This is a genomic window from Pedobacter sp. HDW13 (genome assembly GCF_011303555.1).
Lineage (GTDB): Bacteria > Bacteroidota > Bacteroidia > Sphingobacteriales > Sphingobacteriaceae > Pedobacter.
This window is the reverse complement of record NZ_CP049868.1, coordinates 3052807-3078584: the sequence shown is the minus strand read 5'-3', so window position 1 is coordinate 3078584 and position 25778 is coordinate 3052807. Positions and strand designations below refer to the sequence as shown.

23 protein-coding genes are annotated in these 25778 nt (G+C 39.6%); 12 read left to right on the top strand and 11 right to left on the bottom strand.

The window, feature by feature from the left end; translation table 11 throughout:
• Positions 1-17: 17 nt before the first annotated feature.
• The 4 genes from G7074_RS13145 (at position 18) to G7074_RS13130 (ending at position 3430) form a co-directional block, all read left to right on the top strand.
• Complete coding sequence (locus G7074_RS13145) at positions 18-1034, top strand: carboxylesterase (protein WP_124561596.1); 1017 nt, start codon at positions 18-20, stop codon at positions 1032-1034.
• A gap of 47 nt (positions 1035-1081) precedes the next feature.
• Complete coding sequence (locus G7074_RS13140) at positions 1082-2017, top strand: hypothetical protein (protein WP_124561595.1); 936 nt, start codon at positions 1082-1084, stop codon at positions 2015-2017.
• Positions 2018-2313: 296 nt separating this feature from the next.
• Positions 2314-2517, top strand: coding sequence for a hypothetical protein (locus G7074_RS13135; protein ID WP_166208762.1), 204 nt, complete (start codon positions 2314-2316; stop codon positions 2515-2517).
• 103 nt (positions 2518-2620) lie between these two features.
• A complete protein-coding gene (locus tag G7074_RS13130) occupies positions 2621-3430 on the top strand; it encodes an alpha/beta hydrolase (protein WP_166208759.1) in 810 nt (269 codons plus the stop codon).
• A gap of 179 nt (positions 3431-3609) precedes the next feature.
• Here the strand turns inward: G7074_RS13130 and G7074_RS13125 are convergent, their stop codons facing one another.
• The 5 genes from G7074_RS13125 to uvrA form a co-directional block, all read right to left on the bottom strand.
• On the bottom strand, positions 3610-4578 hold the full coding sequence (locus G7074_RS13125; protein ID WP_124561593.1) for a YpdA family putative bacillithiol disulfide reductase: 969 nt from the start codon (positions 4576-4578) through the stop codon (positions 3610-3612).
• A gap of 170 nt (positions 4579-4748) precedes the next feature.
• Complete coding sequence (locus G7074_RS13120; protein WP_166208756.1) at positions 4749-6161, bottom strand: rhodanese-like domain-containing protein; 1413 nt, start codon at positions 6159-6161, stop codon at positions 4749-4751.
• A gap of 231 nt (positions 6162-6392) precedes the next feature.
• On the bottom strand, positions 6393-7412 hold the full coding sequence (locus G7074_RS13115) for an asparaginase (RefSeq protein ID WP_124561591.1): 1020 nt from the start codon (positions 7410-7412) through the stop codon (positions 6393-6395).
• Between the two features lie 407 nt (positions 7413-7819).
• Entirely contained in the window at positions 7820-8587 is a 768-nt protein-coding gene (locus tag G7074_RS13110; RefSeq protein ID WP_166208753.1) for a TatD family hydrolase, read from the bottom strand.
• A gap of 112 nt (positions 8588-8699) precedes the next feature.
• Positions 8700-11621, bottom strand: coding sequence for an excinuclease ABC subunit UvrA (gene uvrA, locus G7074_RS13105; RefSeq protein ID WP_166208750.1), 2922 nt, complete (start codon positions 11619-11621; stop codon positions 8700-8702).
• A 235-nt stretch (positions 11622-11856) separates the two neighbouring features.
• Between uvrA and G7074_RS13100 the strand changes: the two genes are divergently transcribed.
• Positions 11857-12255 carry a contact-dependent growth inhibition system immunity protein gene (locus G7074_RS13100; RefSeq protein WP_166208747.1) on the top strand — a complete coding sequence of 133 codons (399 nt, stop codon included), beginning with the start codon at positions 11857-11859 and terminating at the stop codon, positions 12253-12255.
• Positions 12256-12355: 100 nt separating this feature from the next.
• On the opposite strand, the gene G7074_RS13095 is transcribed toward G7074_RS13100, so the two are convergent.
• Both G7074_RS13095 and G7074_RS13090 read right to left on the bottom strand, forming a co-directional pair.
• On the bottom strand, positions 12356-13399 hold the full coding sequence (locus tag G7074_RS13095) for a ferredoxin--NADP reductase (protein ID WP_124561587.1): 1044 nt from the start codon (positions 13397-13399) through the stop codon (positions 12356-12358).
• Positions 13400-13586: 187 nt separating this feature from the next.
• Positions 13587-14369, bottom strand: coding sequence for a lytic transglycosylase domain-containing protein (locus G7074_RS13090; protein ID WP_124561586.1), 783 nt, complete (start codon positions 14367-14369; stop codon positions 13587-13589).
• A gap of 263 nt (positions 14370-14632) precedes the next feature.
• On the opposite strand from G7074_RS13090, the gene G7074_RS13085 reads away from it, so the two are divergent.
• From G7074_RS13085 to G7074_RS13060, 6 genes are all read left to right on the top strand, one after another.
• Positions 14633-16162, top strand: a complete 1530-nt coding sequence (locus tag G7074_RS13085) for a pseudouridine synthase (protein ID WP_166208744.1) — start codon at positions 14633-14635, stop codon at positions 16160-16162.
• Positions 16163-16344: 182 nt separating this feature from the next.
• Entirely contained in the window at positions 16345-17454 is a 1110-nt protein-coding gene (locus tag G7074_RS13080) for a lactonase family protein (RefSeq protein ID WP_166208741.1), read from the top strand.
• Positions 17455-17465: 11 nt separating this feature from the next.
• On the top strand, positions 17466-17960 hold the full coding sequence (locus tag G7074_RS13075; RefSeq protein WP_124561583.1) for an SRPBCC domain-containing protein: 495 nt from the start codon (positions 17466-17468) through the stop codon (positions 17958-17960).
• Positions 17961-17966: 6 nt separating this feature from the next.
• A complete protein-coding gene (locus tag G7074_RS13070) occupies positions 17967-18680 on the top strand; it encodes a phytanoyl-CoA dioxygenase family protein (RefSeq protein ID WP_166208738.1) in 714 nt (237 codons plus the stop codon).
• 43 nt (positions 18681-18723) lie between these two features.
• A complete protein-coding gene (locus G7074_RS13065) occupies positions 18724-19104 on the top strand; it encodes a hypothetical protein (RefSeq protein ID WP_166208735.1) in 381 nt (126 codons plus the stop codon).
• 79 nt (positions 19105-19183) lie between these two features.
• Positions 19184-19372: a hypothetical protein gene (locus tag G7074_RS13060; RefSeq protein WP_124561580.1), complete on the top strand. Its 189-nt coding sequence runs from the start codon at positions 19184-19186 to the stop codon at positions 19370-19372.
• Positions 19373-19428: 56 nt separating this feature from the next.
• Here G7074_RS13060 and G7074_RS13055 read toward each other — a convergent pair whose 3' ends face one another.
• The 4 genes from G7074_RS13055 to tilS all read right to left on the bottom strand — a co-directional run bounded on the left by G7074_RS13055 (position 19429) and on the right by tilS (position 23295).
• Positions 19429-19875, bottom strand: coding sequence for a KTSC domain-containing protein (locus tag G7074_RS13055; RefSeq protein WP_124561579.1), 447 nt, complete (start codon positions 19873-19875; stop codon positions 19429-19431).
• Between the two features lie 229 nt (positions 19876-20104).
• A complete protein-coding gene (gene bshA, locus G7074_RS13050; protein ID WP_124561578.1) occupies positions 20105-21247 on the bottom strand; it encodes an N-acetyl-alpha-D-glucosaminyl L-malate synthase BshA in 1143 nt (380 codons plus the stop codon).
• A 227-nt stretch (positions 21248-21474) separates the two neighbouring features.
• Positions 21475-21963 (bottom strand): hypothetical protein, encoded by a 489-nt coding sequence (locus G7074_RS13045; protein WP_124561577.1) that lies wholly within the window; start codon positions 21961-21963, stop codon positions 21475-21477.
• On the bottom strand, positions 21964-23295 hold the full coding sequence (tilS, locus tag G7074_RS13040) for a tRNA lysidine(34) synthetase TilS (RefSeq protein WP_124561576.1): 1332 nt from the start codon (positions 23293-23295) through the stop codon (positions 21964-21966).
• Positions 23296-23360: 65 nt separating this feature from the next.
• On the opposite strand from tilS, the gene G7074_RS13035 reads away from it, so the two are divergent.
• Entirely contained in the window at positions 23361-25748 is a 2388-nt protein-coding gene (locus G7074_RS13035) for an OstA-like protein (protein WP_124561575.1), read from the top strand.
• Positions 25749-25778: the final 30 nt, after the last annotated feature.

The following is a 25778-nucleotide window of genomic DNA, read 5'->3' as shown; positions in this document are numbered from 1 at the left end:
CCATTCAATCTAAATAGATGAAAAAGCGCTACAAAATCGTATTGGGTATTTCGGTACTGCTCGTGGCGGGCTATTTATTAGGCCCAAAGCCCAAAAAACCAGTTTACAACCAGCAGCTTACACTGGTGCCCGATCTCGAAGATCTGGATAATTATGTCGCTGGCATCGAAGCCCTTCACAAAATAAAACCCGGCAACGCCGCCGAAATTATCTGGGCCGATAGCAATCATCAGCAAACCGATTACGCCATTGTATACCTCCATGGCTTTTCAGCTTCAAAAACCGAAGGCGATCCTGTGCACATCAACCTGGCCAAAAAGTTACACGCCAATTTATACCTGGCCCGCCTGGCCGATCATGGCATCGATACGCTGGCACCCATGCAATATTTTACAGCCGACCGCCTTTGGGAAACCAGCAAACAGGCCTACGCCGTTGGTAAAAAACTAGGTAAAAAGGTTATTTTGGTTGGTACTTCTACCGGTGGTACCGTGGCCTTGAAACTAGCTGCTACCTACCCCGAAATTAACAGCCTCATTTTACTTTCGCCCAATGTAGCCATTAACGATAAAAATGCATGGATGCTTAACGACCCCTGGGGATTGCAGATTGCCCGTAAGGTATTGGGTAGCGACGAACGCAAGGTAGATGGCCGCACGCTCGAATATAAAAAATACTGGTACACCAATTACCGCATCGAATCGCTGGTAGAACTGCAGGAGTTTGTAGAAAGCACGATGACCAAAAAGGTTTTCGTACAGGTAAAACAACCTGTTTTAATGCTGTACTATTATAAAAATGATCTGGAGCAGGATCCTGTAGTACGCGTAGATGCCATGCTCAAAATGTTCGGTCAGCTGGGAACCCCAGAAAACCTCAAACGCAAAGTAGCTATTCCCAATGCTGGCAACCACGTTTTAGGTTGTTACATTACCTCCAAAGATTTGCCAGGTGTAGAAACCGCTATTGATAGTTTTGTGGAAAACATTCTAGACATAAAAAAGAGTTTGCCGGTTCCGGATATTTCTAGATAAAAATTCATTAATCTATTTATATAACTATTTTCTCAAATATAAAATTCATGAGTTACAATACACTAAGCCTTATTACATCATTAGATAATGATGATGATTTTGAAAAGTTAAAAATCAATTTTATTGAAATGCTTGAAGATTTTCAAATCAGGAAATTTAATCATCCGTTTAAAGGCATTGTGGCTCAATATAATCTAAAAAATTCTGATAAAAGTGACAAGAAGGAATCCATAGAGCAAATTGTAAAAAATATTTCCAGACTTTATCAACAAAAAAAAATCGCATTGATTGAGGTTGATTGTTTTGGTGGAAAATGTGACTCAGAAGGAAAAATTTACGCCAATGGTGATCTTATTGCGGAGGAAGACTATGATCATACATCTCATTTTAAACTACTTAAAATAATTAACGACAATTATCAGACTTGGCATTTCGAACCCTTCACTCGGGAATTCTTCACAAAGAAAGGAGGGATCTGGGGACAAATTAACGATGAAGAATTAATCTATTTTGGTTTGGGAATCGCAACAGCTTTTCAGAACAACCCTCTTTACAGAGTTCAAATGACACATAATGAACTTATACTTGAGAAAAAAGGGGAATATTATATTTACCTGATGCAACCTTTAAGTAATCGAATAAAAATTTTAGGCTCTATAGATAATGATTCTAATGAAACCCTTGAAGATTTAAAGAACGTATTAAAAGAACACATATTATATGCTAAGTCATACGTTTTTCTAGATCTGATAGACAAAGATGAATTTATTAAATTGGTGAACCTGGAAGATGATGAAATGACAGAAGCTTTATATAGATTTCAATCTTTTAATGATCGACCTTTCCCTTCTGCTGTCGATACAAATATTGAGAAGGATGAAAAGGAACAGGCAACGGAAACTGAAGATATCTTAAAAAAAGAAACCGATATGCCTGTTCATAATTCATGGTGGGATAAAATTATGCGATTGTTTGGGGGATAAATGATAATTCACCAAGATTAATTATAAAGCGCGACTTTGTAGGAGCATTATATTAATACTTTAAATTTATTCAGTATTTACTCGTTAAACCTTAATTATATAAAGGTATTGGTTTTATAAGCTCAACTGTTTTATTGAAATTTATCTAAAAATGCTCAAAACAAAAAAGTTTTAATTGAATTTTATCCTGTATTTCATTAAAGAAAAAAGGTATGTTTTCAGTCGAAAACTTCCTTATACTATCTTTTTGGTTCTGGGTCTGGCCTTCAGCATACTCATCATGAAAGCAGCTCCAATTGTATCTTTTTTTTAACACCCTGCAAAGTGGGTGGACAGTTTATCCGCCACTACAGGCGAAAGTTAAACCAGAAGTTAGCCCGATACACGAATTCGCTGCAACATTTTTAACGCCTTTTAACGGACTACTTTTACTAGCGGTACTGGTAATTGCCACACTCTTATTGGCTACATGCCGTTACGCCAAAAGCAGAAGCAATTGATCTATAATTATTATCCTCGTATTTAATCAGTTAGCAAACAACTGTGTTCAAATCCTTTACTTATTAAATTTATTGCTTACCGTTGCAGCAAAATTTCAATCCTATGAAACTCTTTTTTAGCTTGGTATTCACCTGCATCATCAGTATCAACCTTTGCTTTTCGCAAGAACAACCATTTGTTTTGGGCAAAATTGAAAAAATTAAATCGAAACAGCTTTCAGAAACCAGAACATTAAACATTTACTTACCCGAAGGGTATTCACCCGACTCGGCCAAAACCTATCCGGTAATTTACCTTTTAGATGGCTCAGCTAACGAAGATTTCATTCATGTTACAGGCCTTGTGCAGTTTTTAACCATGATTGAAGCCATGCCCAAATCAATTGTGGTAGGTATTGCCAATGTAGACCGGAAAAGAGATTTTACTTTCCCAACCAGCATTGAAGCCGATTTAAAAGACTTTCCAACTACGGGCAAATCGGCCAGTTTCATTTCCTTTATCGAAAAAGAACTTCAGCCCTACATCCAACAGAAATACAAAAGTAGTGGCGAAAAAACAATAATAGGGCAATCGTTGGGTGCCTTATTGGCCACAGAAATACTGCTAAAGAAACCTTCACTTTTCACCAATTACCTGATTATTAGTCCGAGTTTATGGTGGAATAATGAATCGCTTTTAAACGACATCCCAAAGTATACCGAAAACCTTTCGAAAGCTAAGGCCAATGTTTTTATAGCTGTAGGTACTGAAGGAAAAGTAATGGAAGAAGATGCTAAAAAGCTTTCAGCAGTTTTAAAGCCTTACCAGAACCTTAAGGTAAACTTTGCACCCCTACCTAGCGAAAACCATTTAACCATTTTACACAATGGCTTGTATAATGGCTTTGGTTTATTGTACCCTAAGAAAAAATAAGGATTTATATGCTGGTTGGTGAGGACACCAACCAGTAGGAAAAAAGGGAGTCCGTCATTCCCAACTTGATTGGGAATCTTAAAGCACATTGCATTCAGTTCCTACAGATATTGGAATGAAGATTTCTCCACTTGCTATGCTTCATCCGATAGCTATCAGATCGGAATTACGGAACCGCTTTAACCTGTAATATTTTTAACAATCATTTCGGCATGTGCCCGCGAGTTTTCGATAAAAAGCTTGTGGGTATCTAAGCCACCACAAACCACGCCTGCCAGGTACAATCCCTTTACATTGGTTTCCATCGTTTCTTCGTTATAAAACGGACAAAGGCTTTCGGGTAAATCAATGCCGAATTTTCGCAACATCGAAAAATCAGGCTGATATCCGGTCATGGCAATTACAAAATCGTTAGCAATGGTTTTTATTCCTTCAGGTGTTTTAATATCTACCTCATTTTCTCGAATAGCTACCAGTTCTGAATTAAACAAGGCGGTAACCTCTCCCTCTTTAATCCGGTTCTGAATATCAGGCCGAACCCAGTATTTTACATGTGGCCCCAAATCGCCACTCCGCACTACCATGGTTACATTTGCACCTTTACGGTAAGTTTCTAAAGCGGCATCCACTCCCGAATTGTTGGCACCAACGACCACTACATTTTGAAAAGCATACAAATGCGGATCTTTATAATAATGGGTAACTTTAGGCAAATCTTCTCCAGGAATGTTCATCATTAATGGCACATCGTAAAAACCGGTAGCTACAACCACATTTTTAGCAGTATAGGTAGTTTTCGAAGTATTTATTTCAAAAAGCCCCTCTTCTTTATTATCAACCTGTTCTACCCTTTCGAACAAATTAATTTTAAGGTCGAATTTCTCCACCACGCGGCGATAATATTCAACCGCTTCGTTCCGGTTTGGCTTCGGATTGATGGTTACAAATGGTACGCCTCCAATTTCCAGCCTTTGCGAGGTGGAAAAGAAAGTCATAAAAACCGGGTAATTGAACAAACTGTTCACCAATGCCCCTTTTTCTATAATAATGTAGCTAAGATTGGCTTTTTGGGCTTCAATGGCACAGGCCATACCAATGGGGCCGGCACCTATAATTAAAAGGTCGTAATGGTTTTGATTTTCAGACATCAGGATGTTTGTTATTCGCTTTAATGAGTGGTCGTCATCTCTATCCGATAGCTATCGGATGAAGCACCGTCGAATGCCCGCCCTTACAGGCTGGAGAGATCTATTAATAGTTTTCTCGACTACGCTGCGCTCCGCTAGAAATGACGCTTTATTTTTTGCAATTTAATTCATTAAGCTTTCATAGCTTTACTAGGGCAGGCAAAATCGGTTCTTTTTAAACCTGTATTTTTAATGGCTCCATAACCACCAGCGATATCAATTACCTGCTCTACTCCGCGCGATTTCAGAATTGATGCAGCAATCATAGAACGGTAGCCGCCGGCACAATGAATATAGTAAGTTGCTTTCGGGTCAATTTCGCCCATCCAGTCGTCTATAAAATCTAAGGGACGGCTAAGCGTAAACTCCAGATGCTCCGATTCATATTCGCCGGGCTTGCGCACATCGAGCGCAGTAATATCTGTATGAGTGGCAACCTGTTCAAAAGTATCGGCCGAGATCGATTCGATGGTATCTATTTCTTTATCGGCAGCAATCCAGTTTTCAAAGCCAGCATCCAGATACCCAATGGTACTATCGTAACCTACGCGGGTTAAGCGTGTAATGGTTTCTTCTGCTTTCCCTTGCTCGGTAACCAATAAAATAGGTTGTTGCAAATCGGTAATTAATGCGCCAACCCATGGTGCAAACTGCCCGTTCAACCCAATATTAATTGAATTTGGGATAAAACCTTTTGCAAAAACCTGCGGATCGCGGGTATCGAGCATAATTGCTCCGGTTTGGTTGGCCATATCTTCAAATTGCTGAGGAGTTAAAGCATTTAAACCTTTTTCGTAGACTTCATCAATGCTTTCTACCCCACCTTTATTAATGGCAGCGTTTTTGGCAAAATATTGTGGCGGAGGCAAAATACCATCGGTAACCTCAGCAATAAACTGTTCTTTCGTTTCAGCTTTCAATGCATAGTTTACCTGTTTCTGGTGCCCCAATGTATCAAAAGTTTCTTTACTCATGCTTTTGCCGCAGGCCGATCCAGCACCATGTGCCGGGTAAACAATTACATCATCGGCCAAAGGTTTAATTTTTTCGTTTAGCGAGTCGTAGAGCATTCCAGCTAAATCTTCCATGGTTAAGTTGCCTTTTTGAGCCAGGTCCGGACGACCAACATCACCAATAAACAAAGTATCGCCACTAAAAATGCAGTGGTCTTTGCCATTCTCGTCGGTTAACAAATAAGTAGTCGATTCCAAAGTATGGCCAGGTGTGTGTAAAGCCGTAATGGTTAGGGTACCTAATTTAAACTGTTCGCCATCTTTAGCAATGTGTGATTTAAATTCGGTTTTTGCTGTTGGGCCGTAAATAATCTCTGCACCCGATTTCTCTGCCAAATCTACATGGCCCGAAACGAAATCGGCATGAAAATGAGTTTCGAAAATATATTTAATAACCGCACCGGCTTTTTCGGCCTTTTTTAAATAAGTGGCAACTTCTCTTAAAGGATCGATAATTGCAGCCTCGCCATTACTTTCGATGTAATACGCAGCTTCTGCCAGGCAGCCTGTATATATTTGTTCTATTTTCATGATTCTTCGTACCGTCACCCTGAATTCATTTCAGGGTCTTACAGAAAGATGCTGAAACAAGTTCAGCATGACGATTTATTACTAGCAAAAATAAGGCTAAAACCGGATAACTGAAATGATACTACTCATAATTGCAGAAGTTTTACTTAATAGGTTGCTCAGAACCAAAGCAAATAAGGTCGGCGCTGTGCTTTGGTTGACTGGGATTTGCAAGCCCGACCGTATTACAGTTTAATCTTTAGTCAACTCTCCCCTTAGTGGCTCTTCCATCAACCTGCGGCTTTCTTCAAGCGGCAAACCCAGCCCCATCACAAACATCAGTTTGGTTACTGTTGCCTCGAAAGTTAAATCGTAGCCACTTAATACGCCCATTTTTAGCAGCTCCCTGCTGGTTTCGTATCGGCCTAATTGTACCGATCCTTTTTTACACTGCGAAATATCGATGATGATTTTTCCATTTAAAATGGCCTGACGCAAACTATCTAAAAACCATTGCGCGGTGGTGGTATTACCCGAACCGAATGTTTCTAAAATAATGGCATCTACTTTCGAATCGGTAATGGCCTGAACGGCTTGTGGGGTAATGCCCGGATATAATTTCAGCACACCGATATTCGAATTGAAATTGGTATGCAGGGTTAATTTGCCCTGCGGGGCTTTAATGATATAATTTCTGTAGAACTGCAGGTGAACACCAGCCTCGGCTAAAATCGGGTAATTGGGTGAGCGGAAGGCCTCGAATTTCTCACTATTGTATTTAATAGAACGGTTGCCCCTAAACAGCTGCGCATCAAAATAAATGCAAACCTCAGGAAACAATGCCCTACCATCTTCTTTGGTAGCGGCTATTTCCAGCGCTGTAATTAAATTCTCTTTCGCATCCGTCCTGATTTCGCCGATTGGTAATTGCGAACCGGTTAAAACAACAGGTTTATCGAGATTTTCGAGCATAAAACTCAATGCCGAAGCAGTAAAAGCCATGGTATCAGAACCATGCAAAATTACAAAACCGTCGTACTGATCATATTTATTATAAATCAGGTCGGCCAAAGTCTTCCAGATTTCGGGATCCATGTTCGAAGAATCGAGTACCGGATTAAAGGAATGTACGTCTAAATGATAATCTAAACGATTTAATTCCGGAACATTTTCTTTGATTTGTTCGAAATTAAAGGGAACTAACATCCCGTTGGTAGGATCGTTAACCATACCGATGGTACCACCGGTATAAATTATAAGTACTTTGGTCATTTGGTTGGTGAAGGTTGCTCACCGCAAAGAAAGCAAAAAATTACAAATGATCGGGCGATATTTTGAAATTAGCAACAAAAACATCTATTAAAACATTTTTGTTATCAATAAATTAAAAAAATTAGTTTTTCGTTAACAAATCAGCAAAGTAGATATACTCAGCTGGCTGGTGGGTACACGAAACAGTAGATGAAACAAAATAACCAGAACGAGTCAGAGACTCTGTTCCACTAAGAATCCGTAGAGCCCTTCGGAACTCTACCGACAGATGCTGAAACACCCGGCCGACCGGCCGGAAGTTCAGCATGACGATAGTCTTTCTATCGATTGGTGTCTCCACCGACCGAAACTAATAACGATGAGCTAAGCTGGTTGGTAAAGACACCAACTAGTAGCAGAAATTCTTTTTAAACGCCAAAAATCTTTTTCGAATTCTCTGTAGTTACTGCCGCAATCTCTTCGATAGGAGCGTCATAAATATCAGCCAGTTTCTGGGCAATATAAATCAGGTAACTGCTTTCGTTGGGTTTACCCCGGAATGGCACAGGTGCCAGATAGGGCGAATCGGTTTCCAGCACAACATTCGATAATGGAATATCAGCAAGCACAGCATCCAGCCCTGCTTTTTTATAAGTAACAACCCCGCCTATACCCAAATAAAAATTTAAATCAATGGCCTGTTTTGCCTGTGCCAAATTACCGGTAAAGCAATGGAAAATTCCACGAAGTTTTTCGTCCTTTTCACTTTCCAAAACTTCAAAAACCTCATCAAAGGCTTCACGGCAATGGATTACGATCGGCAGCCCCAAATCTTTTGCCAAGGCAATCTGTTTATGAAAGGCATCTTGCTGAATCGCCAACGTAGTTTTATCCCAATATAAATCGATTCCAATTTCGCCGATGGCATAAATTTTCCGTCCGACAATACTTGCATTGATTTCGTCAAGTACACTCAGGTAATCTTCTTTTACATCGCAAGGGTGCAAACCTGCCATAGCGTAACAATTTGCCGGATATTTTGCCACAAGATCATCAATCATCGCAATCGATTTTACATCTACATTTGGCAGAAACAAACGGTTCACATTGTTTTCAAAACAGCGCTCCATTAACTGCGCCTGCTTTTCGGCATCCTGCTCGTAATATAAATGGGTATGGGTATCGGTAAAAATCATTTTTGTAATGTAAGATGGATGATGGAAAATGGGTGATGTAAGATGGGATCAATTAATCGGACTACTCTTTTGGAGAGGCTCTGAAACAAGTTCAGGGTGACGCTCTTAAAAATTAATTCTTCTTCTTTTTTGTTTTCGGTGTTTTAGGCGCAGCCTTTTGCTTGCTTCCTTCTAACTGCTCAAGACTTGCTTCCCAATCCATTTCCTTTTTCAAAAATTTACCAGTTAAACTGATCGGGTTCTGGATTAAACCTTCGGGTGTACCTTCAAACAGGATTCTTCCTCCGCCAGCACCACCTTCTTCACCCAAATCAATTACCCAATCAGCAACTTTTACCACATCTAAATTGTGTTCAATCACCAAAATGGTATTTCCCTTATCAACCAGCTCCTGCAGCACGCCTAAAAGCACGTGAATATCTTCGAAATGGAGTCCGGTTGTAGGTTCATCTAAAATATAGAATGTTTTGCCGGTATCTTTTTTAGATAGTTCGGTAGCCAGCTTAACCCGCTGAGCCTCGCCACCCGAAAGGGTAACTGACGATTGGCCCAAAGTAATGTAGCCTAAACCAACATCCTTTAAGGTTTTTATTTTTCTATAAATAATCGGAATATTTTCAAAGAAATCGCAGGCATCTTCAATACTCATATCAAGCACATCGCTGATCGATTTCCCCCTGAAACGCACTTCTAAAGTTTCGCGGTTATAGCGTTTACCTCCACACTCTTCACAAGGCACCTGTACATCAGGTAAGAAATTCATTTCAATTACCTTCAATCCAGCTCCCTGGCAGGTTTCGCAACGGCCGCCTTTTACATTGAAAGAAAAACGGCCCGGTTTATAGCCCCTTATCTTTGCTTCGGGCAGCTGTACAAACAGGTTCCTGATATCAGAAAACACACCTGTATAAGTTGAAGGATTAGATCGCGGAGTTCTACCAATCGGTGCCTGATCGATCTCAATTACTTTATCAATTTCTTTCAGTCCACTAATTTTCTCGTAAGGAAGCGGAGTTTTTTTAGCCCGAAAAAAATGGTGGTTTAATATCGGATATAAAGTCTCGGTAATTAAACTCGATTTACCCGAACCGGATACCCCGGTTACCGCAATAAATTTACCCAGCGGAAAATCAACCGAAACCGACTTTAAGTTATGCCCGGTAGCTTTAATAATCGATAATTTATGTCCATTACCCTTTCTGCGGATTTTAGGCGTCTCAATTTTCTTGGTTCCGTTTAAGTAAGCAGAAGTTAGGGTTTTCGATTTCAGGATTTCTTTCGCAGTACCTTCGGCAACCACTGTTCCACCGTGAATACCAGCCCCCGGACCAACATCAATTACCCAATCGGCTTCCAGAATCATATCCTTATCGTGCTCTACCACCAATACGGTATTCCCTAAATCGCGCAGGTTTTTTAGTGCGTTAATTAAACGCTCGTTATCACGCTGGTGCAAACCAATACTTGGTTCATCCAGAATGTACATCACATTCATCAACTGCGAGCCAATCTGCGTAGCCAATCGGATCCGCTGTGCCTCACCACCCGAAAGGGTACGTGCGGTTCGATCTAAAGTTAAATAAGTTAAACCTACATCGGTTAAAAACCCGATCCTGGCTTTAATTTCTTTTAATATCTCTTTTGCAATAATATTCTGGCGGTCTGAAAGACGTTCGTCAACCTTTTCGAACCATTGGTAAAGGTTGCTGATATCCATAGAGGAAAGCTCAAAAATATTTTTTCCATCTACTTTAAAATGCAGGCTTTCCTTTTTTAAACGGGCACCGTTACATTCTGGACAGGTTTTCAACTTGCGGAATTCATCCATATCATCAGATGCAGACTCGCTTCTTTTTTCGTTCTGCTCTTCGAGCATCTTAATAATACCATCGAAAGTGATATTATAGTTCTGCACATTCCATTTATTGTATTCTACCTCAACTTTGATCAGATCGGGCGAACCATTCAAAATCATGTTGATTACCTCATCACTTAGTTTTTCGATGGGAGTAGAAAGCGAGAAGCTGTACTTTTTGGCCAATGCCTTCAACACCTGGAACATCCAGATATCACGGTACTCGCCAAGCGGGGCCAAACCACCGTTTAAAATGCTCAGCTTTGGATTCGGGATAACCGATTCCTTATCAACTACAAAAATATAACCTAAACCATCGCAACGCTCACAGGCACCATAAGGCGAGTTGAACGAAAAACTGTTTGGCTGTGGCTCATCGTAAGAAATACCTGTTGTAGGGCACATCAAAAACTTACTGAAATGCGCTACATGGTTATCCTTATCGCTGATTTTGATTACGCCCTTACCCATTTTCATGGCGGTTTGAAGCGAATCCAACAAGCGCTTTTTATCTTTGGTATCGATAATCAGGCGGTCAATTACCACTTCTATATCGTGTATTTTATACCTATCGACCTGCATTTTAGCAGTAATATCTTTTATTTCTCCATCCACACGCACCTTTACATAACCTTGCTTACGGATCTGCTCAAAAAGTTCGCGGTAATGCCCTTTTCTACCTTTAACCACTGGGGCTAAAATATTCACGGCAACACCATCAAATTTCTGAAAAATGTTTTGCAATATCTGATCCTCGCTCATGCGCTCCATTTTCTCGCCCGTATTATACGAGTAAGCATCGGCCACACGCGCATAAAGTAAACGCATAAAATCGTAAATCTCGGTAATGGTGCCAACGGTAGAGCGTGGGTTTTTACTGGTGGTTTTCTGCTCAATGGCAATAACCGGACTCAATCCCGAAACCTTATCCACATCCGGGCGTTCCATCCCGCCCATAAACTGGCGGCTGTAGGCGCTAAATGTTTCCATGTAACGGCGCTGACCTTCCGCATAAATGGTATCGAAAGCTAGGGATGATTTCCCGCTACCGCTTAAGCCTGTAATTACAACGAGCTGGTTGCGCGGAAAACTTACATCTATATTCTTTAAATTATGTACCCTCGCACCATATACTTCTACATCTTTTTGCTCACCGAGGTCGATAGATTTATTGCTCATATTTTATTTAAAGTTGGGGAAAAATCAGGCCCAAAAACAAACCAGATTTCAATCGGCAAAATTGCTAAAAATTTTATCAAAAAGAAAGTCTAATTCAATCTGTAATAAGGATTAAATGTCATAATGTAAAAGCTATATTTTGAAATATTTCCATCTTTTTTCCACATCATAAACGTTGCGGAAAGGGCGATAGTTTTGTATTTTTAGAGAAAAACCGGTTCTTTTTTTTGTAAAAATGAAGAAAAATAAAAATGAATTACAATTTGAACAAAAGTCTCTTGAAGATTTAGAGGGTTCGAAATGGCCAGACCTGAAAGAATACCCAACTAATTTGATCAAAAGATGTCATGATTATAGAAAAATACCTATCAACAGACTTACACCAGAGCAATTGAGAACATTAATTGGACAAAACATTGGCTTAAAACATCTGATACCTGTCACAATTGAACTTTTAAGCAAAGATATTCTTACAGAGGGCGACCTATACCCAGGCGACCTACTTGAGAGAACAACAAAAATAGAAGATAGATTCTGGACTGAAAATCTAGTATTAAAAGAACAACTTTCTAAGCTAATTGATTTAAACTCTGAAAAGATCAGAAATAAAAATCTTCAACTTAAAAGCTTATAATAGGATCTTAAAAAACAGGTTACACAGAAAGGCCATAGGACGCATTTAAAGTAATGTAAATCAGGAAAAACTAAGGATAAGCATTCAACTAATGGATAATCTACCACTCTATCGTAGTACCATTCTCTGTGGGATGACCAGTGCACACTAGCACCCTGCCTCTTTCCAATTCATCGTCGGTAAGCACCTCGTTATAATCCATGCGTACACCACCTTTGGTGCAGTTAGCCACGCAAGTGCTGCATACCCCACCGCGACAGCTGTAAGGCAGTTTAATTTTATGTTCCAGAGCAACATCCAGGATCCGTTTAGGCCAGGGTACATCCAGATTGTAGGTTTCCCCTTTAAAGTTTAGAATTACCGAATAGGTATTCTTATCCACCACTTTTTCCGAACTATCATCTTCATCCAATTCATCTTCGGGAAGCACAAAAGTTTCGCGTTTAATCTGTTTTATATCGAAACCCATGCCCAATAAGGTAATGCGGCACAAATCCATATAAATAACTGGTCCGCAGGTGTAGAAAAGTGCATCTTTCCGGTCGAACAATAAATGTTCTTTCAGCAGTTTTTCAATGTAAAACTTATTTAACCTGGCAGTGAGCAAGTTTTTGCTGTTGCTAAATACCCAAACTATTTTTAAACGATCTGGAAATTTCTGCTGCCAATCGCTCAGTTCATCGTAAAACAAGGTTTCTTCTTTTGAGCGGTTACTATACACCAAAGTAATTTTAGACTTTTTTTCGGTAACCAGCGCCGTTTTCATAATCGAGAACAATGGGGTGATACCCACACCTGCAGCAAAGAGAAAAATATCGCGTTCCAGATTTTCTACCGGCTGATAACTGAATAAACCTTGTGGTTCTTGCGCCAAAAGCACATCACCCTCAGTTGTTTTATGGTGCAGGAAACGCGAAATCTCGCCATTTTCGACACGTTTAACCGTAATCGCGAGTGGCTCATCCACATCCGGTGAACTATTAAAAGAATACGACCGTCTGATTTCCTTATGCTTTCCTTCAAAAACCAGCGATAAAAACTGCCCGGCAAGATACTTAGGATAGCTTTCACCTAACACCTCAAATTCAAAAGTAATGTTATCGCCCGGCTGGTTAATAATTTTCTGGATACTCAGTTTGAACATATTACAAAGAAAGGAAATTGGTTTATTAGTTCAATAGCTCATTGCTCATTAGTTAGCATGATCCGTAATAAATTCCGTGTTAATCCGAGAATCCGGGGCTAGAAAACTCAATGGTTCACCCACAAAAAAAGCGTCCCGATTCGAAAACCGGGACGCCTTACCAAATGCTTGTCTTTATCTTAATTTATTATTCGGCATTGTAAGCCAATAATACTCTCGGTTTTGCGTAACCGTAACGTTTCGGATGTTCCATAATCTGTTTCATAGAGATTACTTTATAAACATAGCCACCGGTTTCGCGGTTCAACTTCATTTTGTAGTAATTATCCTGATTTTGATTATCGATTTGCTTGCGCAAGCGTCCGTCGCCAATGTTGTAAGCTGCTGCAACTAATGTCCAGCTTTCAAGTCCCTGATACATTTCTTTAATGTATTTGCAGGCTGCGATAGTCGATTTACGCAAATTATAGCGTTCATCAACCCTACCGTTTACTTTTAATCCATAAGTACGGGCAGTACCGGGCATAAACTGCCAGATTCCGGCTGCGCCTTTTGGCGAAACCCCTTCAGCCATTCCAGATTCGACCAGGGCCAAATACTTAAAATCGTTCGGAATTCCGTATGCTGCAAGTATAGGCTCAATTACCGGAAACCATTTTGCTGCTTTTGCGTGCAAACGGTTGGTTTGAGTATTCCCATAAGTATGTGCTGCAAGGATTTTTTTCATTTTGCGCTCAACCTTTTTATCGCCTAATGGCAAAGTTTCCTGAGCGAAATTTAATTGTGCCATTAAGGATAGAGGGCCGGCCTCATATTCAACTTCCAGGCTATCAGATTTGGGTGTTGTAGTGTTTAATTTTTCTTCTTTTACAAGACTTTTTTGTGCTAAGGGCATTTGGTAAGCGAACACTTTTGCCAAGATAAATAGTGTTGCCACTACCGCAAATGGTACGATGTGTTTCTTTAACATTTTCCTCCTTTTTTTGGTGAACTTATATAAAAACGTTGGCAAAGGTAAAAAATAATAAGCACATTATCAAATAGTTACAAAATTACCTGCAAAAACCAGCCTTTAAAGTGCTTTAAACGGCGATTTTCAATTTTGAATTTCAGCCATTTTTTCCTATTTTAGAGGCTATTTTTTTATCTGATTTTTCAGCTCCAAAAATTGTTATGTTCAGCTATTTTTTATAAATTTGCAGCCCGCATTTTTGATGTGGTTAAAAGCGTATCATGATAAATAAAAACAACAGGAACAGTCGGGATGACAAGTCCAAACCGGGCAGCCGGAGAACAGAAGGCAGAAGCAATGCTGCCGGTTCTGACAAAAGAAGATCAGACGACAAAGACAACAAATTCAAAAAATCATCCGATTCAAAAGATGGCTTCAAACCTAGAAGCGCAGACAGAGATTTCAAATCTAAATCTTTCGGAGACAAAAAAGATTTCAAACCAAGAACAGGAGGGCGTGATTTTAAATCGAAAGATTCGGAACCACAGAGCTTCAAATTTGGTGATCGTGAGTTTAAATCCAAAGATACTGGTCCAGGTGCAGAAGATCGTGGCTTCAAATCAAGAAGCGGTGGATCGAGAGATTATAAACCAAGAACCGGTGACAGAGATTTTAAATCGAAAGAAGGAGGTTCAAGAGATTACAAACCAAGAACCGGTGACAGAGATTTTAAATCGAAAGAAGGAGGTTCAAGAGATTACAAACCGAGAACAGGAGACAGGGATTTTAAACCAAGAGAAGGTGGAGCAAGAGATTATAAGCCAAGAACAGGAGAACGCGATTTCAAATCTAAGGATGGAGATTCGAGAGATTTTAAACCGAGAAGTGGTGGTTACAAGGATTTCAAATCGAGAGGCAATTCAGATGGTTTTAAACCAAGTGCCGGAAGCTCAAGAGATGTAAAACCAAGGGAACCGAAAGATGGCGATACCCGTCCGTTCAGAAAACGCGAAGAGGTGCAACCAAGGGATACAGAGTTTAACCGTCCGGAAAGAACAGTTATAGCACCCGCCCGCAAAACAAACGAAGATAAAGGCTTAATCCGCCTAAACAGATATATCTCTAATGCAGGTATTTGCTCACGCCGTAAGGCCGATGAACTAATTGCTGCCGGCATTATTACCGTAAACGGTGAAGCAGTTACCGAATTGGGGCACAAAGTAGACCCTGCAAAAGATTTGGTACGCTACAATGGCGAACTACTTAAACGCGAGAAAAAAGTTTACGTACTGCTAAACAAACCAAAAGATTATATTACTACTACCGACGATCCTCAGGAACGTCGTACAGTGATGCAATTGGTAGACAAAGCCAGTCGTGAGCGTATTTACCCGGTTGGCCGCTTAGACCGCAATACAACAGGTTTATTGTTGATGACCAATGATGGTGACCTGGCCGATAAATTATCGCATCCAAAAAACGGCATTACCAAAATTTACAACGTAGAATTAAACAAAGCTTTATCGCAGGGCGATTTGAATAAAATTGCTTTCGGTTTAGAGCTTGAAGATGGTTTGATTAAACCTGATAACATTTCTTATGTTGCAGGTGGCACCAAAAAAGAAATCGGTATCCAGATCCACAGCGGTAAAAACCGGATTGTGCGTCGTATTTTCGAACATTTAGGCTATAGTGTAGAAAAATTAGATCGCGTAGTTTATGGTAATTTAACCAAAAAAGATTTGCCACGCGGCAGATGGCGTTATCTTGAAGATCACGAACTGATTCAAATAAAACACTTAATTAAATAATACTCAAGGCAATCGAAAGATTGCTTTTTTTTTGCGCTATTTCATCCTCCTTTGCAACGAGGATGTGCGGGAAAGGCGATTGTATCGCCTCAATTAAAAACACAAACCTCAACCATGCGCATTACAAAAGATGACGATTTATAAAATTTTCCCATATTTGTTTAAAAACAAGACCATCTTTTATGAAGAAGTATTTTTCTATTTTGTTAATGTCGATGCTATCAACAGCTGCCCTCGCGCAAAAAAATTATTATAACCTTGTTATAGGCACCTATACTGCGCCCGGCAAAAGCGAAGGCATTTACACATACAATTTTAATACTTCAACAGCCGATGTAAGTTTAAAACATGTTACCAAAGGAACAGCTAATCCAAGCTACCTGGCCATTTCACCAGACCGGAAATATGCTTATGCTGTTAACGAAACCGGGAACACCAGTACTGTGAGCGCATTTAAATATGATGCGACAACCGGAGCACTAACATTTATTAACAAAGTAGATAGCCATGGTGCCGATCCTTGCTATATCACAGCCGACACCAAAAATGTAATTGTAGCCAATTATTCAGGCGGCAGTTTGGCCGTATTTTCGCGCAATGCGGATGGCTCATTAACCGAGGCTACGCAGGTAATTAAACATACCGGCAAAAGCATCGACCCAAAAGGCCGACAGGAAAGTGCACATGTACACATGACCTTATTTACACCAGATCACAAATATTTAATTGTTAACGACCTGGGAGAAGACCAAACCTACATATATAGCTACAACGCTGCAGGTAAAGCCAAAACGTTAACCCAGAAATCGGTACTTAAAACCAATGCCGGCACCGGACCAAGACACATTACCTTTAGTCCGAATGGAAAGTTTGCTTATTTAGCCCACGAGTTTAATGGCAGCATTACTACTTTTGCCTATGCCAATGGCAAACTGACCAAAATAGACGAAACAGGCACAACACCAAAAGATTTCGCTGGCCGTGTTGATGCAGCCGACATCCATGTATCAGCTGATGGGAAGTTTTTATACGAAACTAACCGGGGCGATGCCAACAGTATCTCTACTTTTTCAATTTTACCCAACGGAAAGTTAAAATTTGTTGAAACGATAAGCACTTTAGGGAAAGGACCGAGAAACTTTAGTATCGACCCAAGTGGTAATTTCCTGCTGGTTGGCCATCAATACACCAATAACGTAGTTATTTTTAAACGAGATAAAAAAACAGGAAAATTAACAGATAGCGGTAAAAGAATCGATGTTGGCGCACCTGTTTGCTTAGTATTCGATTAAATAAAAACGCAATGGAAAATTTCGATTGGACCAAATTCACTTTAAGGGTGGCCATTAAAGCCAAGCTAAAAGATATCTATAACGCATGGACAACAGCCAGTGAGATTGAAAAATGGTTCCTGGTCGATGCCGAATTTTCTGATGAAAACGGACTGATACTGAACAAAACACAAAACGCACTTAAGGGCGATAAGTATAAATGGATCTGGTATCTGTACGATGATATTGAACAAGGTACGATAACCGAAGCCAATGAAACAGATTATTTCCAGTTTACTTTTGCCGGCGATTGCCTGGTTGAAATTAGGCTCCATGAAGAATTTGAATATACCATTGTAGAACTTACTCAAAAAAACATCCCTGAAGACAGTAATTCTAAGAGAAATATTCGATTAGGTTGCCACAATGGCTGGAGTTTCTATCTGATTAACTTAAAGTCGGTTTACGAAGGCGGATTGGATTTGCGCAATAAAGACAACCGTTTTAAACCCATGCTGAATAATTAAAAGGATTTGAAAAAACACCAGAAAGAAATTAACAGCACAGGTTTTACTGTGATAAACGGCATTTACAGTGCTGAAGAAACAAACAAAATTGCAAGAACTATTGATGCGGCCAATGCCGATCGCTCAAATTTCCGAAAATCAGAAGATCTTTTTGCCATCAGACAGTTTTTAATGGAAATTCCGGACGTAAAAGACCTAATTTTTACACCTGCCTTAAAAAATGTAATCCATGAGCTTTTCGGTCATGACTATTTTCTGGTCAAATCGATCTATTTCGACAAACCCGAAAACTCAAATTGGTTTGTTGCCTATCATCAGGATTTAACGATCTCTGTAGATCAAAAAGTTGAGATAGCCGGATTCGGCCCTTATACTAATAAGCACAATCAATTCGCTGTTCAACCACCGTTGAACATCCTTGAAAATAGTTTTACAATCCGCATTCATCTGGATGACACAAATAAAGAAAACGGAGCATTAAAAGTAATTCCTGATTCGCACAGTAAAGGAATTTACCGTCCCGAAAATATTGACTGGGCTATTGAAACAGAAGTAAGCTGCAATGTAAAATGTGGTGGTATTATGATGATGAAACCTTTGCTTTTACATGGCTCGAACCGAACAACCAACAACAAGAAGAGAAGGGTAATCCATTTAGAATTCAGTAATCAAATTCTACCAAAAGAACTAAAATGGTCAGAACAGCTAAATATCGACTAATTAACAATTTGCTTTTTACAGCACAATAAGCTTAACTTTGTGTGTGACGAGCAGCGCTAAATCAACATATTACAAAAAGAATCATGCCAATTGGCTAATGGTGTTGGCACTATTTTTCAGCCTTTTGACTTTTTCAAATTACGGCGTCAATGCAAAAAAAACACCGTCAAATCCCATTTTTCAAACGGAATGGGTTAAGCTCAATAACCTACAGCAAGCAGTAAAGCTTACATCTAAGCCAATAAGCGTAAAGCCTCAGCTTAATCAAGCCGCTATTGAAGTCGAATTTAGCAGAACAGTAAGGCTAAGACTAAGTCTACTCAAAAAATTGTTCTGTGCTAATTTCACCAATCCAATCTTTTTAATTCAAAAACGCACACCTAATTACCATAGCGAAGCGGAAAACAATAACCCAGTCGGATAAAATTACATCTGCATTAAGTTATTCTAATTCCCAAATAGCCAAGGCTTTTAACTAAGCTTCAGGTTTAATCTTACACTAAATGAAAGGCTTCAAAAAAACAGGGAGGCTCATTGGTTTGGTATTCCTAATCTTTCTGGCATCAATAGGAATTGGTGGTGGCATACCCATCCCACCCACTAACAGAAGAGAAAACCAAATCGAAATAAAAACTGAGCTAAAAGAAACCGAAGAACCGGAAAAGCTTGTGCTTTCTGATTTCAGGCAATAAAAAAAGCGGCCCGATTAAATTGGGCCGCTTCTACAAATATTTTAAACTAACCAACGTTAAGCAGGCTCAGCCACCTTAGCTACATTACGGTATGGATAAGAATTACAGATATGGCGACGGGCAAAACGCCCTGGTGAATCGGCATTTACCAATTTGATATAAATCGCTCTCGGCACATCGAAATATTCGTAAGCGCTACCATCAAAAAACTGGATATTTAAAACCGATTGTTTGTATTCGAAATCTAAAATATTAGAATTAGTAATCGTTTCAGTATAAGTTTCGATATTTTGTTCGCGTGTTTCAGGAGCAATACTCACTAAGAAATGATAAGCTTCGATAATTTCTTTACTTCTTGCTTCCGCAGCCAGTTTCTCTTCTTCCACCTGAAATTTATCAGGGTGACACTCTTTCATCATGGTACGGTAAACCGACTTAAGCGCCGCAAGCTCAGCTGTTTTATCTACATTCAACAGCTTTCTGTAATCTACTATTTTCTTCATTTGCCGCAAAGGTACGATTTATAATGATTTGATTTTGAGAAAGTTTTGTTTTGATAAGTATTTCTTTCACAAGCTGTTTAAACTTTTTATTCCGGTAACATCAATTTAACAGTAACATATTTAAAATACCTTTCAAGCCAATAACCTCAAACAGTTGAAGATTCTTAAATAAAAAAGCCATCTGAAATAAATCAGATGGTCTTTAATAGATCCTGCAATTCAAAAAAAATTAATACTTGGCTTGCAAAGATGACTCAATTACTTCTTTATAAAAACTGATGTATGAGGGCAGGATTTTTTTAAGGTCGAAATCCTGCGCACGTGTAAATGCATTCTCTTTAAAGCGTTTTAGGGTTTCATCGTCCTTTAAAATTTCTATTGCATGTGCCGCCATGTCATCTACATCACCAACATCACTCATGTAGCCACAAAAGCCGTCTACATTTAACTCTGGCAAACCACCGGCATTGGTGGTAATTACCGGCACTTTACAGGCCATAGCCTCCAATGCCGCCAAACCGAAACTTTCGGATTCTGAAGGCATTAAGAAAAGATCTGAAACTGATAAAATTTCCTCTACCGCATCCTGCTTACCTAAAAACCTTACATTTTCGCAAATATTTAATGATCTGCAAAGCTGTTCATTGTAAACACGCTCAGGCCCGTCGCCAACCATTAACAGCTTAGATGGAATTACCGCCTGTACTTTTTCAAAAATGCGAATTACATCGCCCGTACGCTTCACCTTACGGAAATTGGAAGTATGGATTAAAATACGTTCGTTATTGGGAGCAATGGCTTTCTTAAAGTGATCTTTAGCTTGTAGGCTAAAGCGGCTGAAATCGATAAAATTGGGTATTACTTTAATATCCTTGGTAATTTCGAAATGGTTGTAAGTATCTTTTCTCAAATCGTCAGAAACGGTAGTTACACCATCACTTTGGTTAATCGAAAAAGTTACCACAGGCTTATAAGTCGGATCTTTACCAACCAGTGTAATATCGGTACCATGTAAAGTAGTTACCACCGGAATCTGGATGCCGTAGCTAGCCAAAATCTGTTTGGCCATAAAAGCTGCCGAAGCGTGCGGAATAGCATAATGAACGTGTAATACATCCAATTGTTCGAAACGCACAACATCTACCAGTTTACTGGCAAGTGCCGATTCGTAAGGCGCATAATCGAAAAGTGGGTAATCCCTTACCGAAACCTCATGATAAAACAAATTAGCTGAAAAGAAATCGAGCCTGGCCGGCTGACTATAAGTAATAAAGTGAACCTGGTGGCCCTCGTTAGCAAGTGCTTTACCAAGTTCTGTTGCAACTACTCCACTACCGCCAAAAGTGGGGTAGCAAACAATTCCTATCTTCATCGTAAATGTATTGTTGTTACCGCAAATGTAGCCGATTTTACGCTATAATGCATGTCGGTTTATTGCAATAAAAATAGTGACATTTCTGTGTTGTTTCCCTGTTTATTCATGTAACAATAACAACAGTATTTTTATTTAGAAGCGCGGGGGTAATAGCTCTTTTTAAAGCGGACTAAACAGCAAAAAACGTGGTAAGAATACAAGTAGACCGCGTATTAGGAATGAAATTATTTAAGGTTACGCACTTCCTCTTTTATTACCAGTAAAAGTTCGTTAGGCCTTTGTGTACCAATAAAATATTCCAACCCGTCGCGATCTGTTAATACCACTGCATCTTTACCCGATGAATAAAAACGAATGGTACCCTTAGTATGCAGATTATAAACAGGGTTATTAAAAAAATAGCGGCTGTAAACGGCTTTACGCACATCTACAATACTGTTCAAGTCAATTTTCACGCGTTTGGTTGTCCATAGCCCGTCTAAAATCAGACTGCCATTGTCGACGATAATTTTATACTGGATTAAAAAAAGTAAAAGCATTGAAACGCCAATAATCCCGAAGCCTACCACCAGAAACAAGTCTTGAGTGTTGTCGCGGTCGCGCTCGTAAACGTAGGCAGCGAAACAGAAAGCAGCCATAATAAGCCTGATGAAAATGCGTACATAATCACGGCCAATGTATTGTTTTTCGATATAGGCGTATTTGCTTTCCACTTATTTTATTTTGAGTTCGAATATAGCAACTTTTTTGGTTGTGGTGGTTAATTTATATCGGTTATCCTGTCGCATACCCACAATCCAAACAATTTCGCCATTTCCATTTACCAATATCGGCGTTGTATTTTTTAAATGCAAGGGCACTTTTTCGTCAATAAAATAATCGCTCACTTTTTTAGGGTTGCGCATCCCCAGCGGGATAAATTTATCGCCATTCTGCCATTTCCTCAACACCAAAGGATAAATCAGTTTATCGGCATTTACAAAAGCTTTGTTCGCATCCACATCAAACTTTACCTCAGCACTAAAAGCCATAGTAATTTCATCATTCGCAAACTCAATGCTGGCAGTATCGGGATGTATAAACTGATTCGTTATTACGGCGACATCTTTTTCTACAATAACCAGATCGTCCCTGTTGATAATGGCCTGGTGGCTGGCACTAAAAAAATGCGTTCCGCTTAATGCTTTCAGGCTATCCAGAATTTCCTGCACTACATTTTCACCAAAACCAAAAGGTCTTAACAGTTCGTACAACAATAGTTTCTGCGGATTTAACTTCGCAATCTCGTTTAAGGCGATATAAATCCCGTCAGCACGTTTTTCTAAAAGCGTTGCCTGTAACTTCTGAACCTCCAGGGTTAAAAAGATTTCAATTTCCGCAAAGCGCTCCATGTTTTCGGCAAAGGTTTTTTCCAGATGTGGATTTATTTCCTGTAAATGCGGCACCACCTGTAACCGCAATTTATTACGGGTGTAATGTGTACTCAGGTTCGAACTGTCTTCAACGAAAGCGATGTTGTTATTTTCTACTATTTCATTAACCTGCTGTCGGGTCAAAAACAACAATGGCCTGATTAATTTATCGCGCTTAGGCAAAATACCGTGTAAACCGCTAATTCCGGTGCCACGTACCAGATTAATCAATACCGTTTCAACTGCATCATTTTGGTGCTGGGCCAAAGCAATGTAATCGTAACCTTCCTGGCCCCTTATTTCTTCGAACCAGTTATAACGCAACTCGCGTGCAGCCATTTGTGTCGAAATTTTATGCTCGGCAGCATATTTTTTGGTCTCAAAATGCGTTACATAAAAAGGTAACCCTAAATTACTGGCCAGGAGCGCTACAAAATGTTCATCGCGCTGCGCCTCATCGGCCCTTAAATTAAAGTTACAGTGTGCTACACCAATATCTACGCCTATTGCCTTAAACAAATGTAACATCAGTACAGAATCCTTACCGCCGCTTACTGCCAAAAGAATACGGTTACACCCGGTAAACAGCTGGTGCTGTTCAATAAAATCGCGAAATTGCTGTAAGGGTAACATCCACCAAAAATATTTAATTTTAACTGGTATTCCGAACGTTCGGAACAAAAAACTAACTTTGTAGTGTGCAAAAACTATTTGTCTTTTTATTCCTTTTAATCAGTCCGGCATTTTTATTCGGTCAGCAAACCGCGTCGAAAATTAAAATCATCTCCTTTACAAAAGTAAACGGTGACAGGAAAAACAATGCTACCTATCTTCGCAACCCTGTTTTTCAGCAAGACAACGCAACATTAAGCTGCGATAGCGCCGTTTTTTACAGTGAGCGCAACTATTTTGAGGCATACAAAAACGTACACATCAACCAGCTTACAACCGATATTTATTCCGATCAGCTGGAATACGATGGAAATAAAAAACATGCCCACTTAACCGGAAATGTAAAAATGATCGATCCTACTTCGATCTTAACCACCAATATTTTAGATTACAATACACTGAGCAAAATAGGCACATATACCAGCGGCGGTAAAATTGTAAACAAAGATGTAACCCTCACCAGTAAAAATGGTTATTATTTCAGCAATTCGAACGACGCTTACTTCCGATATGATGTAGTGGTGGTTACGCCGCAATCGACCATCAAATCGGATACCATGAGCTACAATACGCAAAGCAAATGGACTTTCTTTTACGGCCCGACAAACATTAAAGGAAAAGACGACAATCTCTACACGGAAAACGGCCAGTATAACACCATGACCGAAGATGCCTTTTTCGGGAAGAAAAATCTTTACACCCAGGGCACCCGATCGTTAAAAGGTGATAGTTTGTATTATTACGGCAAAAAAGGAATTGGTAAAGCGGTTAAAAACATTGTTTTTTCTGATACCAAGGATAAAATGAAAATGTTTGGTGATTTGGGTTACTATTACAAGGTCGACCAAAGAACCCTGGTTACCCGAAACGCTTATCTGGGCATTGGTACCGAAGATTCGATTATGGTAAAAAATAAAAAGCGCCCTGATAGTTTGTGGATGGGTGCCGATACCCTCGAAACACAGATGGTATTGCAAAAAACGCTAAAATTAATTCCTAAAATTTCGATCAAAGCCGATAACCAGGTTGGAGAGGACGATGAAGAAGGCGCTGCAAAAAAAGGCAGTGGCGAAGCCAAGTACAAACCAGAAAGTGAGCCATCACAAAAAGAAGACCGCAGTAAACGTAATTTAAGGAATAACAAAGCAGATAAGAAAAAGAAAGGTAAAGGCGACACCAATACCACTGATCCAACAGAACTGCCGAAAGATAAAAACATTGATAGCTTAAAATCCAAGGTAGACTCGGCTGGAAAAACTTTGCCTACACTTCTAACTGATAGCCTGAAAAAGAACAATGTTTTAAAGGCCAAGGCTGATTCGATAATTAAAAAACTACCTGCAATTAAAACAGATAGTATCCAGAAAAAAATAATAACCAAAGCAGATGCGTTGGTAAAAACCACTGGTAAAAGCCAGATAGATAGTTTAAGTAAAAAAGTACTAAAACCCGGAGTTAAGGATAGTTTAACCAAAGCCATAGGCAATTTAAAACCCGGTGCCTTGAAGAACGATACCGCTAAGTTTAGCCCTGCCGATACTGTACAGGCCCGTATTATTAAGGCCTACCACGGCGTAAAGGTATATAAAACCAATATTCAGGCTAAAACCGACAGTCTTTTTTACACCAGTGCCGATTCTACCCTACGTTGCTACAGTAACCCGATCATCTGGTCGGAAGGCTCACAGCAGGTAGGTGATACGATTTATGTACAGTTTAAGAATAAAAAGTTAAACAACTTAAAAGCTTTCAGAAATGCTTTTCTGGTAAATACACCTAAAGATTCGTTAAGGTTTAACCAGATAAAAGGCAGACTGATGACCGGTTTTTTTCATGATGGCAAACTCAAAAACCTGTATGTGGATGGTAATGCCGAAAGTATTTATTACACCCAGGATGATAGCACGAAGGTTTATAAAGAAATGAACCAGACCCTGAGTAGTCGGATTAAATTTATTTTTAAGAATAAAGAAAATGCCATCGAAGACATTGTTTATATCAAAGGGGTTGAGGGTGCATTAAATCCCGAAAATCAAATTGCAAAAGACCATGTTTTAAAGGGCTTTTCATGGAAACCTACCGAAAGGCCTAAATCGAAAAAAGATGCTATTGGTTCTGCCGGAAAGCCAAAGGTTAAAATTAAACCGAAGGCAGTAGCGGGCAAAACTCCTTCGGGCAAAGCACCTGTAAATACCAAAGGAGTAACTGCTGCAGGTAAAACCACAACAACACCAATTGTTGCGCAACCAAAAACAACAGTGGTAAAAGATAGCCTAAACCTGAATAAAAAACTGCCGGCAACTAAACCTGCAGATACAGCCAACTTTGGTATTAAGCCTATTTTACCTAAAAAGGATTCGACTCAGAGGAAAAAAGATTCTACGGTGGTTAAGAGGGCGGCAAGTAACTTCTAAAAGTGTAACCGTCATTTCAACTGAAGCGTA

What these genes read in the sequence shown, in the direction of transcription:
- G7074_RS13145 (WP_124561596.1), top strand. Translation starts at nt 18, where the DNA reads ATGAAAAAGCGCTACAAAATCGTATTGGGTATTTCGGTACTGCTCGTG.
- G7074_RS13140 (WP_124561595.1), top strand. Translation starts at nt 1,082, where the DNA reads ATGAGTTACAATACACTAAGCCTTATTACATCATTAGATAATGATGAT.
- G7074_RS13130 (WP_166208759.1), top strand. Translation starts at nt 2,621, where the DNA reads ATGAAACTCTTTTTTAGCTTGGTATTCACCTGCATCATCAGTATCAAC.
- G7074_RS13125 (WP_124561593.1), bottom strand. Translation starts at nt 4,578, where the DNA reads ATGTCTGAAAATCAAAACCATTACGACCTTTTAATTATAGGTGCCGGC.
- G7074_RS13120 (WP_166208756.1), bottom strand. Translation starts at nt 6,161, where the DNA reads ATGAAAATAGAACAAATATATACAGGCTGCCTGGCAGAAGCTGCGTAT.
- G7074_RS13115 (WP_124561591.1), bottom strand. Translation starts at nt 7,412, where the DNA reads ATGACCAAAGTACTTATAATTTATACCGGTGGTACCATCGGTATGGTT.
- G7074_RS13110 (WP_166208753.1), bottom strand. Translation starts at nt 8,587, where the DNA reads ATGATTTTTACCGATACCCATACCCATTTATATTACGAGCAGGATGCC.
- uvrA (WP_166208750.1), bottom strand. Translation starts at nt 11,621, where the DNA reads ATGAGCAATAAATCTATCGACCTCGGTGAGCAAAAAGATGTAGAAGTA.
- G7074_RS13100 (WP_166208747.1), top strand. Translation starts at nt 11,857, where the DNA reads ATGAAGAAAAATAAAAATGAATTACAATTTGAACAAAAGTCTCTTGAA.
- G7074_RS13095 (WP_124561587.1), bottom strand. Translation starts at nt 13,399, where the DNA reads ATGTTCAAACTGAGTATCCAGAAAATTATTAACCAGCCGGGCGATAAC.
- G7074_RS13090 (WP_124561586.1), bottom strand. Translation starts at nt 14,369, where the DNA reads ATGTTAAAGAAACACATCGTACCATTTGCGGTAGTGGCAACACTATTT.
- G7074_RS13085 (WP_166208744.1), top strand. Translation starts at nt 14,633, where the DNA reads ATGATAAATAAAAACAACAGGAACAGTCGGGATGACAAGTCCAAACCG.
- G7074_RS13080 (WP_166208741.1), top strand. Translation starts at nt 16,345, where the DNA reads ATGAAGAAGTATTTTTCTATTTTGTTAATGTCGATGCTATCAACAGCT.
- G7074_RS13075 (WP_124561583.1), top strand. Translation starts at nt 17,466, where the DNA reads ATGGAAAATTTCGATTGGACCAAATTCACTTTAAGGGTGGCCATTAAA.
- G7074_RS13060 (WP_124561580.1), top strand. Translation starts at nt 19,184, where the DNA reads ATGAAAGGCTTCAAAAAAACAGGGAGGCTCATTGGTTTGGTATTCCTA.
- G7074_RS13055 (WP_124561579.1), bottom strand. Translation starts at nt 19,875, where the DNA reads ATGAAGAAAATAGTAGATTACAGAAAGCTGTTGAATGTAGATAAAACA.
- bshA (WP_124561578.1), bottom strand. Translation starts at nt 21,247, where the DNA reads ATGAAGATAGGAATTGTTTGCTACCCCACTTTTGGCGGTAGTGGAGTA.
- tilS (WP_124561576.1), bottom strand. Translation starts at nt 23,295, where the DNA reads ATGTTACCCTTACAGCAATTTCGCGATTTTATTGAACAGCACCAGCTG.